Genomic DNA, 11,633 nt, shown 5'->3' with positions numbered 1-11,633 from the left:
GGGCACATCGAAGCCAATCCCGATTTCATCCTGCCGGATTTCCGGCGCAACGAGGTGCTGGGCTTCCTGCGCCAGCCCCTGAACGACCTTTGCATCAGCCGTCCTAAATCCCGGCTCTCTTGGGGCATCACTTTGCCCTTCGCTCCGGACTTCGTCGCCTACGTCTGGGTCGACGCGCTCTTCAATTACCAATCGGCCGTGGATGGGAAAACCTTTCCCGACGGAAGCCCCATCTGGCCCGCCGATTACCATCTGATCGGCAAGGACATCCTCACCACCCACGCCGTCTATTGGCCCACCCTTCTCAAAGCGGTGGACGCGCCGTTGCCCAAGCATATCCTGGCCCACGGCTGGTGGTTGGTGGACAACGCGCGCATGAGCAAGACCACGGGGAACGTCATCAATCCCTGGGCCATGAAGGATAAATACAGCGTGGACGCCCTACGCTACTTCCTCATCCGCGAGATGGTCGTCGGCCAGGACGCATCCTTCACGGAAGCGGCCCTGATCGGCCGCATCAATTCCGATTTGGCCAACGACGTGGGCAACGGCCTCAGCCGAATCCTTAAGCTGGCCGCGACGGGGCTCGATAAACGGCTCTCCCCGGTAGCCGCGGAAGGCGACGAGGAAAAAGCCCTGGTTGCGGGCGCCGCCAGCGCCATATCCGCCGCCCTCGACAAGGTCAAAGCGCTCAAGCTCTCCTTCGCCGTGGAAGACGTCCTGCAGTTGATCCGCTCGGTCAATCGCTACCTGGAAGTGAAGGCCCCCTGGAAGCTGGCCAAGGAAGGCGAGGCCGGCAAGGTCAAGCTCAATGGCGTCCTGTACCATGCCGCCGAGGCCCTTCGCATCGGTTTCTCGCTCCTGCATCCGGTGATGCCCGCCAAGATGGAAGAGGCCCTGGCGGCCTTGGGCGCCACTCCGGAAACTTCGGCGCTCCGTTGGGGCGCATGGGATTATTCCCGGCCCCTGGGCGAAGGCGTGAACCTGTTCCCGCGCATTCAGATCGAGGGCCGCATCGCCGCTGGCGAAGCCAACGATACCTCCGGGATATCGGCTCGCCCGGGCGCGGGCCCAGCCAAAGGCGCCCCCCCCGCCGATCCCTTCTCCTTGGTCCACCTCAAGGTGGCCGAGGTGGCAAGCATCGAAGACCATCCCAATGCGGATTCGCTCTACGTACTCAAGATCCGCCTCGGCGCCGAGGAACGAACCATCTGCGCCGGCTTGAAGAAGCACGTCCCCAAGGATGATCTATTGGGACGCAAGGTCGTGGTGGTCTATAACCTGAAGCCCGCCAACTTGCGGGGCGTGGAGAGCCAAGGCATGCTCTTGGCCGCGGAAGCCGAGGGCGGTAAACTCGCACCCGTCGATCCCCTGACGGGAGCACCCGGGGACGATGTGCGCCTGCCCGATCTCCCCTTTACGCCCAAGGCGGATTTGACCCTAAAGGAGTTCGACAAGGCCCCTTTGTCGGTGGTCGGCGGCTGGGTGGCCTATAAGGGCCAGGCGCTGCGAAGCCCGAAAGGCCCCATCCAGGCGCAAGCCCCGGACGGGACCGTAGTCCACTGAGCCAGGTTCCGCGCGCCGAACCTCAGGCGTCCAGGGCGTTTTTCACGATCCCCGCCACCGCTTCGGCCAGCTGCCGATGCGCCTCTTTGTCGAGATGGATCCCGTCCCGCGCCGAGGCCCGCGCCACGGGGGCGGCATCGAGGAAAAGGCATTTGCGTTGCGCGGCGATTTCCGCGTAAGCGGCCGCGAAGGCATGGGACTTCGGGATCGCCCCGTCGAACTTCCGGCCGAACGGCGTCGGCGTTTCCACCACGTGGGGAGGGGACACCACCAGCAAAGCCGGCCGCCCTCCGGATGGGCCGCAGGGGGCCCCCTCGATGGCTTCGATCAAGCCATCCAGGGCCAGGGCGCAGTCCACCGCTTCCAGGCGCATGAATCGCTTGAGATCATTGGTCCCCAGCATCACGACGATCATATCCAAGGGACGATGGGTTTCCAATACGGCCGCGATTTGCTTCAAGGCATTCCGATCGGGACAAAGCGGATCGTCCCAACCGGTCATACGGCCGTTCAACCCCTCCTCATGCACGCGTATCCCCGCCCCCAAACGGCCCTGCAGGATCCCCGGATAACGCTCCTCAAAAGGAAACCGCTCCCCTTCCGTCCCCGGGATATAGCCCCAGGTATTGGAATCCCCAAAGCAAAGCACGTGTTTCATGAGTTCTCCCAGTCGTTACGCCACTCGTTTTAGAGGGGCGCCAACCGGGGGAAAACAATAGCTATTCCACCCCACCCATCGAAAGCCCGCACAGCAGCCAAGAACGGACATCCAAATTGCGGGCATCGCCGCGCCGGACGGAGCATCGACCCACACCCGGGAAACGCCTTGTCCGAGCCTTCCCGCACCCCGCGACGGACGCAGGTCTACCCCAGAGCCAGGCATGCACCCGAGCCGCAGTTTTCTAGATTTCCCACGTTTCCCACGATACTTACCTTAACCCGATTGGTTACCCAGGATGAGCGATTCCACACCGGATTCGGTTCCCGAAGCAAAAAGCCCCTACGATCAGCCTTCCGTTCGCATCATCGAGCCGAACCCTCCCCTCCCGGATTTCACCTTCGACCAGTTCTCCCCCGCCTTGCAGGACGTCATCCGCTCGAACGGATGGAGCGACCTCATGTTGGTCCAGAAGAAGGCGACCCCGTATATCCTCAACGCCCAGGACATCATCGTCCAGTCCAAGACCGGATCGGGCAAGACGGGCGCCTTCGTGCTGCCCCTGCTGCAGGTGATCGAGAAGAGCCATCGTTCCCCCCAGGTCTTAATCATGACTCCCACCCGCGAGCTGGCCTTGCAGGTTTACGAAGAGACCGTCAAGTTCGGCGAACCCATGGGCATCAGCTCGGTGGCCGTATACGGCGGCGTGGCCTACGGCCCGCAATTGGACGCGTTCAAACGCGGCGTGCACATCGTGGTGGGCACGCCCGGGCGCTTGCTCGATCATATCATCAACGGCAACCTCAACCTCAAATCCATCCGCGATCTGGTCCTGGACGAGGCCGATGAGCTTTTATCCATGGGCTTCTATCCGGACATGAAGCGCATCCACAGCCTATTGCCCAAGGATCGCTGTACCTACATGTTCTCGGCCACCATGCCGGTGAACGTGAAACGCCTGGCGCAGGAATTCATGCGCGCCCCGAAATTCCTCTCGCTTTGCCCCACCGACATTTCCGTATCCAACATGGAGCATATCTACTACGTATGCGAGCCCCATGAGAAGGATCGGACCATACTGCGCCTGATCGAAGAGACCAACCCCGAATCGGCCATCGTCTTCTGCAATACCCGGCGCGATACGGCCTACGTGCACGAATACCTGCGGGCCCGCGGCTTCAAGGTGGGCCTCATCTCCGGCGAAGTGAACCAGAAGCAGCGCCAGAAGGTGATGAAGGATCTCAAGAACAACGAAATCCGGTTCCTGGTGGCCACCGACGTGGCCGCGCGGGGCATCGACATCCAGAACCTGTCCCACGTCTTCATGTACGATCATCCGGACGATCCGGAAGTGTACGTGCATCGCGCCGGCCGTACCGCCCGCGCGGGCGCATCGGGCCAAGCGATCTCCATCGTGGGGCTGGTGGAAGAGATTGCCCTCAAGAACACCGCAGCCAAGTTCGACATCCCCTTCGTGAAGAAGACCCTCAAGTCGGACGCGCAATTGGCGGCCATAATCCAGGAACGCACCACGGTCTACCTCGAGCAGGAATTCCGCCAGCTCAAGCAGAACGACTTGGCGGGCGCGAACCGGATGATTCCGCTGCTGGAATCGCTCATCAGTTCCGATGACGAGAAGCAGGTGCTGGGCATGATGTTGCACAAGTTCTATTGGACCCATTTCACGGGATTGACGGAACCGCTCCCCCGGGAAGACGAACCTTCCGAAGAAGGCGCGGGCCCCAGGCGTTGATGAGGCGGCCCGGAAGCCCCGGGCCGTCGCATTTCCCCGATTATTCCCGCTTAGATTCCCAAACGGAACGAGGGCCCGGCCGCCGGCCGCCCCTCAGGCGGTCCATGAGGTATTATTTTGTAAATTGCACGGAAATCCGGGGTTATATGGCCATTAAGATCAAGACCGAGAAAGAAATCGGCCTCATGCGGGAGGCCTGCAATCTGGCCGCCGAAATCCTGGCCCGCGCCGAGGAAATCGTGAAGCCGGGGATGACCACCGACGACCTCGATCGCTTCGTGCACGACTATACCGTGAAGAAGGGCGCTTATCCCTCGCCGTTGAACTACCACGGGTTCCCCAAATCCGTTTGCACCTCGGTGAACAACGTGGTCTGCCACGGCATTCCCGGCAAGACGGTTCTCAAGGACGGCGACATCCTCAATATCGACGTCACCTGCACCTTGAACGGCTATCATGGCGATACCAGCAAGACCGTCTTCGTCGGCAAAGCCTCCGCCAGCGCCAAGAAGCTGGTGGACGTGACCTACCGTTGCCTGGAAGAAGGCATCGCGGTGGCCTACCCCGGGAACCATTTCGGCGACATCGGCGCGGCCATCCAGGACCTGGCCGACGAGTTCGGTTACGGGGTGGTGCGCGAGTTCTGCGGACATGGCATCGGGCGCGGCTTCCATGAAGATCCCATGGTGCTGCATTACCGCTCCGGCAGCCGCGGGCAGAAAATCACCGAGGGCATGGTGTTCACGATCGAGCCCATGATCAACGAAGGCAGCCCGGACGTCTATGTCGCCGAAGACGGCTGGACGGTATTCACCCGGGACGGCAAGCTCTCGGCCCAGTTCGAGCACACCGTGGCAATGACCCGGAACGGGCCCGAGGTCCTCACGAAGTTCCTGTGATTCCCCCAGGAAGCGGCGGAATCCGCCGCCACAGGCCGTCCGACGCTCTCCCGGGAACGCGGAATCCTTAAGCGTCACCCTTCCGCATCCATCGGCCCGGCCGCATCGGGAGTATACTTTCGGTATGCACCCGCAGCGCAGGAACGGGCCCCTATGAAGCCGCTCACCGCCTATACCGATTACCGCGCCTATTTGCGGGACGTGGTCGATGATCGCAAGAAAAAGGGGCTGCCTTGCTCCAACCGGTGGTTCGCGTTGCGGGCGGGCATGCAATCCACTTCCTGGCTTACGTCCTTGCTGCAAGGCCGCAAGGGACTCTCCCAGGCCTCGGCCGATAAGCTCTCCAAAGCCCTGGGACATACGGGCCTGCAATCCCGTTACTTCCTCGCCCTAGTCGAATTCAACCAAGCCAAGGGCGCAGGGGATCGCCAATCGGGATTCCTGAAGCTCCAAGCCATGGCGCGCCTTTCCGATCCCCAATTGGTGCGTGAGACCCAATACGGATTCTATTCGGCATGGCACCACAGCGTTATCCGCGCCTTGCTCGCCATCGCTCCATTCCGCGACGATTATGCCGCCCTGGGCGCCGCCCTGCGGCCGCCCCTCACCGCCCAAGAGGCGCAGAAGTCGGTGAAGCTGCTTTCGGATTTGGGGCTGGTCGAACCCGGCCCGGACGGTGCCTTGAAGGTGGCCGCGGCGGCCATCACCACGGGGCGCAAGGCCTCGGCCTTGCAAGTGGACTTGTTCCATCAGCAAACCTTGCGCTTGGCCATGGAGGCGATGGATCGGTTCGCCAAGCCCGATCGCGAATTCTCCACCATGACGATCGGCATCGCTCCCGAGCTGCTTCCGATGGTCAAGGACATCCTGGCCGAGGCCCGGCGCCGCATCGGCGAGTTGGCCGAAGCCTCGGAGACCGCCAGCCGGGTCTACCAGGTGAACATGCAGGTATTTCCGCTCAGCGCCGCTTACGGCACGGGAGCGGCCGCATGAAGTTTTCGGATCGATGGATCCTGTTCGGCTCGCTCGGCTTGCTCCTGGCTGCCGCGGGCTTGGGCGGCTGCGACGGCGGGACCAGCTCCGAGACCGTAGGGGTAAAGGAAGAGAAGGTAGAAGCGACGGCGGGACCGAACGCCATCACCGGCCGCACGGATTCCGGCAATAGCTTGGAACTCTACTCCGTCGATTTCCTCCCGCAGGCGAATCTGGGTTTCGCGAAGGCCGTCACCGCCGACTCCACCGGCGCGTTTACCTTCGCCGAACTGCCTCCCGGCCGTTACCAGCTTCTGGCGCGCCATCGCGCGAACGGAAAGGCCGCCTTGCTCACCGAACTCACGGTACCGGCCGAGGCGAACGCGAGCGACAGCGCCCCCCTGGAACCGACCGGAACCCTGTCCGGGACGATCCCGGAATCCACGCCGGGCTACCCGGCATTCGCTTACGCGCCCGGCACGCCCTTCTTCGCCCAAGCCGATAGCCTGAACCACTTCGAATTAAAGGGAATGCCGGCCGGCGAATACACCGTCGTGAAAACCTGGAGCACGACGACCTGCGCGCCGAGCGCGACATGCGGAGGAGAAACGAGACGGGATTCCGCCCTGGTGCAAATCCGTTCAGGCGAAAGCTCGACTTGGTGATCTCGCTTTAAACCGGGGCGGTCGCGCCCGTATTTCTAAACCCATCCAACCCTGGAGTAGTCATGAATTCCTCATGCTTCGTTAAATCCCTATGCTTCGCCGCGGCCACGGCCTGGTCCGCGCACGCGGACATCCTGCCGCCCGATTCCCATCTCGTTCCCCGCACCGTAACCATCGTCAACACGGGGGATTACCCGGCCCTGGCGTTCTCCGCCCTCGAATTCTTTCCCGGCAACGAAACCACACCGGTCGCGACCACGCGCATGGGAACGGGAGTGCAAGCGAAGATCACCGGTTACAAGCTCGACGAGATCGATTTCTACGCCGCCGAGGCATCGGATACCAGCGCAAAGGTTATGATCCAGGGCAAGGTTGAGGCCCAATCGCAGTGGGTTTCCAACACCAGCACCTTGATCTCCGAAACCTATGAGTACCAATTGGAAGGGGCATCGGCCGAGAAGGTCGCCTTGCATGCGATCCTCCAAACCCACCAGGACGGATCCAAGCAGGAGGTTGCGCCCGGCGCCACCGCCTTGCGCGCCCCGGTCGCAGCGGCGCCGATGGCGCGCCTCGCAGCGGATGGCCGCGCCTTGATTTGGGTACCGCAACATAGCGGTATCGCCTCCGTCAGCCTCTTCGACGCGGGCGGACGGCGGGCCTGGGCCCAACACCGCGTAGCGGTCTCGGGTGAGGCCCAGATCCTGGCTTTGCCGGCGATGGCCGCGGGCCGCTATCTCGTGTCGGCGCAGGGGCGTGGCTGGACGCAAAGCGCACGGCTCGATCTCGGAAAGCGCTGAATCACGGGGATGCGGTATGAAGGAATGTTCCTTCAGGCCCTAGGCCTGACGGTGGCGATCGAAACGACGGTGCTGTGGGGCGTGACCCGCCTGTTCAGGCGAGGCGGTACTCCCCCGTCCACGGGCCGGGTACTGGCTTGCGGAATCCTCTGCTCTTCGGCAACCCTACCCTACCTGTGGTTCGTCCTCCCGGCTTGGGTGCAGGACCGGCACGCGCTCATGGCGATCGGCGAACCGGCGGTGACCCTGGTCGAGGCGGGCATACTGGCGCTGGCGCTCCCCGCCGGACCGGCGCGGGCGCTGGCGCTGTCCTTCGCCTGTAACCTGGTTTCGTTCCTGATGGGATTGGCCGTGATGCCCTGAAGTCGGCGGGCGGCGCGGGGCGCCGCTCAATCGGAAGCGTTATCCCGCGTCGGAATCGTCTTCGTCGTCGTCGGCGGTGGGGAAGGAAATCCCGCTAACGTCCCCGCCCTTTTCCTCGATCTTCCGCTTGAGCCGGTAGAGCTCGTCCAGGCGTACGTGGAAGCCCTTGGCATCGTCATCGGTGATGCCTTGCAGGATGAGGAACTCGCAAACCTCGATGGCCTTGTCGAGGCTCTTCTGGTTCTGGTAATAGGTGATGAGGGCCTTGGCCTGGGTCGCGACGAACTTAGGGTTGTATCCGTAGGTGCGGATGGTCTGGCGGAGGAAGGCCAGGGAGAATTGCGCCAGGACCTCCTTGTTCATCCGCGATTTGGATTCCTTGATCTTGAAGGTCAGCAGATCGAGGAACTCATGGGCGACCTCCACCTTATCGAAAAAAGGCGCTGCCGAATTCTGGTACCCGGTGAACTGATCCAAGACGATGATATCGTCCTCGCGCAGGCCCTTTAGCAAGCCCTCCAGGAGATCGTGCTTTTCCGTCTCGGAGCCCTCGAAGGCCATCGCGTTTCCCCTTTAGGACAAGCGGTCAAGTAAAGGACAAGTGCCCAGGTAAATTTATAAAAATCGGAACGGCATCATGTTCCGGGAACGGAGCTTTCCTTGTCCGCCGCCCGCAGCCCCGGGGCGATGGCGCGCATGGCGGCCAGCATTTCCTCCGCGTCGCGAAAGCGCTGCTCGCGTTTAGGCACCAGGGATTTGGACATGAAATCGCTCCAGGCCCGCGGCACCGCCGCGCTTAGGTCCCGGGCCATGCCCGTGAACATGTCCGGGCTTTCCTTGGCCCGGGTCTGGAAGATGCGCTCGGGCCGTTCCACCTTCACCGGCAGGAAACCCAAGCTCAATTCGAGCAGAACGCAGCCGAGCGAGAACAGATCCGCGCGGCCGTCCACCGCATCGCCGCGCGCCTGCTCCGGCGAAACGTAGAGAGGCGAACCCAGGATAAAGGCTTTCTCTTCGTCGTAAACGGTGTGGTAAACGGCCGCCAGCCCGAAGTCGGCCACCATCACCTTGCGCGTCTTCTCCACCCACATCAGGTTTTCGGGTTTGATGTCGCGATGGATGACCCCTTCCCCATGGGCGAAGACCAGCACCTCCAAGGCTTGCTCGGCCACCCGCAACAAGTCGTCCATGGAAGGCAGGCGCTTCTTGGGCAAGGGATGTTTCTTCTTCTGCTTGAGCCAGGCGGAAAGGTTAACCCCATCAACCAATTGCATGACGAAGTACATGTAATCGGGCTGTTCGCCGAATTCGAAGATCGTGACGATGTTCGGATGGAGCAGGTTCGCCACCACCTCCGCTTCTTGGCGGAACCGTTCGGAAGTGAACAGCTTGTTGAGCCGGTTGCGGAAGACCACCTTCACCGCCACCGGCCGGCTCAAGGTATTCTGGAATCCCCGATAAACGACGCCCATGCTGCCTTCGCCGATCTTTTGCAGCAAGGTAACGGTTCCCAGGGTCAGGCCGGTCAAATCGGGCAGGCTCGGAGGGATCGACATTCCCGGGAATTATACCATGGGCAGAGCCTCGAAGGCGCGTTCCGCCGATGGAACCAGCCCGGGGGTCCGCCCCCAAGCCGCATGTGGCCGCCGGAGTCGGAAAAGGCTAAAATAACGGGAACCCATGAACCAAGATTCCAAGGGCCAGAATGGCCCCGGCCAGCAAGGCTCCGGATTCAGCCGCGTCGAAGCTGATACCCTGGTCCGGCTGCTCAATCTGTTCTACCAGCGTACGGTAGCCTATGCCTTCGATCATCCCGCTTCGCAAGAGCTTATCCCCCGGGCTTACGAGGCCTTGCGGAAATGCCTGGGTTCATCGGAATCGCTTTCCCTGCTCTTCCAGGAATTCGGGTATTACATCGGGCACGTGGACCTGGTTTACGCGCCGAACAACCGCAAGTTCGCCGATCACCTGCGCCGCTTCGGAATCGAATCCATCACCATCACTACGCCCGTTTCCCTGAAGGCGTTCGCGCGCTTCCTGGACGCGTGCAGCCTGACGCATGCCGATCCCATGCGCTTCCTGGCTTACCTTTCCAACCAAGGCGTCACTTGCTTCAACGTCAATAACGTGGTTTTGAAGACGGTCAAGGAAGGCGATGAAGTCGTAGCCGCAGGGTCTTCCCGGCCCGCCGGGCCGCCTATGGAGGTGGCGGACGGGGTCTTTCCCGGCGACGCGGGCCGCACCAGCGCCTTCGACGATGCGGCCATGCGCGTCGTCCTGGGTCATCTCACCGCGCGGGAGATGAACGCCAACCTGAGCCTTTTGCGGACGCTCGAGAATCCCACGGCCATTCCCGATGCCATCCTCAAGAACGCGACGGCCAATCCCGGTCAGGAAGCCGAGACACTCCGGCAAAGCCTCATCAACGTGGTGGGCGCGTTCCGGACCGAAGCCGGCCAGAACGGCGTACCTCTCGAGGATTTGCTGGCGGGCATGTATTCCATGCGCACCGAACTGCTCAAGGCGGTGAAAGCCCAGCAGGGGCTGGCCCAGCATCTATCGGGAGGCCTCAACGGCAATCCGGGTAACGGCTCCAACGGGCGGGCGACGGAAGGCAAAGCCTCGGACGGCGGGAAGCTGGCGGAGGCCGCGGACGACGTGTTCGTGCAGACCGCGGCCCAACTGGTCATGGAGGAATACAACAAGTGCAAGGGCAACCCCAAGCGAATGGCCCAGGTGGTCCAGCGCATCGTGCCCGATCGCACCTTGCTGCAACAGGTCCTGACCGTATTCCGCGCCGCCCTGGTCCGGCAAGGAGTGCCGTTGATGGAGTTCTTCAATCTGCTGGCCGAACTCAATACCCTGATGGGTACCGATCGTAGCTATCAGGAGTTCTTGCAAGCCGGCGAAAGCCTGGGCGTCAGCCACGAAGAGCTGCTGCAGGAGCTCCAGGAGAATCCCCGCCAGGCCGCCCAGTTGATCTTATTGGCCAGCGAGGCGCGCAAGTCTAACCGCGAAGGTTCGGCCGAAGAACTCATCAATTCGCTCGCCGACTACGTGGAAAAGACCGGCGAAGCCGCCCAGGAGCGCATCCTGGCCAATCCCCGCGAAGCCGTAAAGCTCGGCTCCATGCTCCAGCAGATGGAAGCGGAGGTCAACCAGAAGCTCAAGGACAAAGGCATCCCGGAAGAGATGCGGCTCATGGGCCAACAGAAGTTGCGTCTGCGCATGCAGAACTCCCTGAACGATTTGAAAGGCAAAGCCGCCATGGCCCAATTAGGGGCGGCCGGCGTGAACGAATCGGAAAAGATCCAATTCCTGCTGGAAATGTTCGGGGACGAGAAGGAAATGGAAGACGTGATGGGCCGGGCCCGCGATGGGCTCGATGCCGAGGCCCTGGCCCGCGAAGCCGGCGGCCAGGTGATGCAGAAGGTGCGCCAGGAGATGGCTTCGCGGCGCGAGAAAGCCGCCTCCAAGGATCTGCCCGCCGGCGTCTACGTCAAAGCCGTGCTCGACTTCTTCGTCAAGAGCGAGATCAGCCGGGCATCCCGCTACAATCTTCCCTTCAGCGCCATGTTGATCTCCTTCCACGGCCTGCCCGAAGACAAGGCCGCCTTCGAAACGCAAGGCGACGCCCTTCGCGGCTTGCAGAACGTTTTGATCGGGGATCTGCGCCGCAACCTGCGCGAATCCGATTTCGTCGGCTACCTGTCCTTCAACCGCATCCTGGTGGTTCTTCCCATGACCCCCCTGGACGCGGTTTCCGCCATCCTACGCAAGCTGGCGGATTCGATGGGCCGGCAAGTGGCCCTGCCCGATGGCGCACGCCTTACCATCCGGCCGCGGGTGGGCGTGGCCGGTTTCGATAAGGAGACGGCGGGAACTTATCCTAAGTTGTATGCCGAGTTGGTGAGATCCTGGCAAGCGGCGGCGTAACCACGCCGGCGCCTCCGGACTCGG

At 62.3% G+C, this 11,633-nt stretch carries 11 protein-coding genes; 8 read left to right on the top strand and 3 right to left on the bottom strand.

The annotated features are described in order from the left end of the window. A partial coding sequence (locus tag JF616_13010) for a class I tRNA ligase family protein (protein ID MBW8888669.1) occupies nt 1–1,566 on the top strand: 1,566 nt, incomplete at its 5' end. 22 nt (nt 1,567–1,588) lie between these two features. Here JF616_13010 and JF616_13005 read toward each other — a convergent pair. Continuing rightward, on the bottom strand, nt 1,589–2,224 hold the full coding sequence (locus tag JF616_13005; GenBank protein MBW8888668.1) for an SGNH/GDSL hydrolase family protein: 636 nt from the start codon (nt 2,222–2,224) through the stop codon (nt 1,589–1,591). A 298-nt stretch (nt 2,225–2,522) separates the two neighbouring features. Between JF616_13005 and JF616_13000 the strand changes: the two genes are divergently transcribed. From JF616_13000 to JF616_12975, 6 genes are all read left to right on the top strand, one after another. Continuing rightward, a complete protein-coding gene (locus JF616_13000) occupies nt 2,523–3,977 on the top strand; it encodes a DEAD/DEAH box helicase (GenBank protein ID MBW8888667.1) in 1,455 nt (484 codons plus the stop codon). A 146-nt stretch (nt 3,978–4,123) separates the two neighbouring features. Beyond that, the gene (gene map, locus JF616_12995) at nt 4,124–4,876 is read left to right on the top strand and encodes a type I methionyl aminopeptidase (protein ID MBW8888666.1); all 753 of its coding nucleotides are present in this window, start codon (nt 4,124–4,126) and stop codon (nt 4,874–4,876) included. Between the two features lie 153 nt (nt 4,877–5,029). Then, nucleotides 5,030–5,869 (top strand): TIGR02147 family protein, encoded by an 840-nt coding sequence (locus JF616_12990; protein MBW8888665.1) that lies wholly within the window; start codon nt 5,030–5,032, stop codon nt 5,867–5,869. Continuing rightward, nucleotides 5,866–6,513: a carboxypeptidase regulatory-like domain-containing protein gene (locus tag JF616_12985; GenBank protein ID MBW8888664.1), complete on the top strand. Its 648-nt coding sequence runs from the start codon at nt 5,866–5,868 to the stop codon at nt 6,511–6,513. The genes JF616_12990 and JF616_12985 overlap by 4 nt, the downstream gene beginning before the upstream one ends. Before the next feature lie 62 nt (nt 6,514–6,575). After that, a complete protein-coding gene (locus tag JF616_12980) occupies nt 6,576–7,310 on the top strand; it encodes a hypothetical protein (GenBank protein ID MBW8888663.1) in 735 nt (244 codons plus the stop codon). 24 nt (nt 7,311–7,334) lie between these two features. After that, complete coding sequence (locus JF616_12975) at nt 7,335–7,673, top strand: hypothetical protein (protein ID MBW8888662.1); 339 nt, start codon at nt 7,335–7,337, stop codon at nt 7,671–7,673. A gap of 39 nt (nt 7,674–7,712) precedes the next feature. Here JF616_12975 and JF616_12970 read toward each other — a convergent pair whose 3' ends face one another. Both JF616_12970 and JF616_12965 read right to left on the bottom strand, forming a co-directional pair. Next, nucleotides 7,713–8,234 (bottom strand): hypothetical protein, encoded by a 522-nt coding sequence (locus tag JF616_12970; GenBank protein ID MBW8888661.1) that lies wholly within the window; start codon nt 8,232–8,234, stop codon nt 7,713–7,715. Nucleotides 8,235–8,308: 74 nt separating this feature from the next. Beyond that, complete coding sequence (locus JF616_12965) at nt 8,309–9,229, bottom strand: serine/threonine protein kinase (protein ID MBW8888660.1); 921 nt, start codon at nt 9,227–9,229, stop codon at nt 8,309–8,311. A gap of 124 nt (nt 9,230–9,353) precedes the next feature. Here JF616_12965 and JF616_12960 point away from each other — a divergent pair, with 124 nt between their 5' ends. Then, a complete protein-coding gene (locus JF616_12960) occupies nt 9,354–11,609 on the top strand; it encodes a hypothetical protein (protein MBW8888659.1) in 2,256 nt (751 codons plus the stop codon). The last annotated feature ends 24 nt before the right edge of the window (nt 11,610–11,633 follow it).

The sequence above is a fragment of the Fibrobacterota bacterium genome, assembly GCA_019509785.1.
In the GTDB taxonomy this organism is placed as follows: domain Bacteria; phylum Fibrobacterota; class Fibrobacteria; order UBA11236; family UBA11236; genus Chersky-265.
The sequence above is the reverse complement of the archived record's forward strand: the minus strand, read 5'-3'. Positions and strand labels throughout refer to the sequence as shown.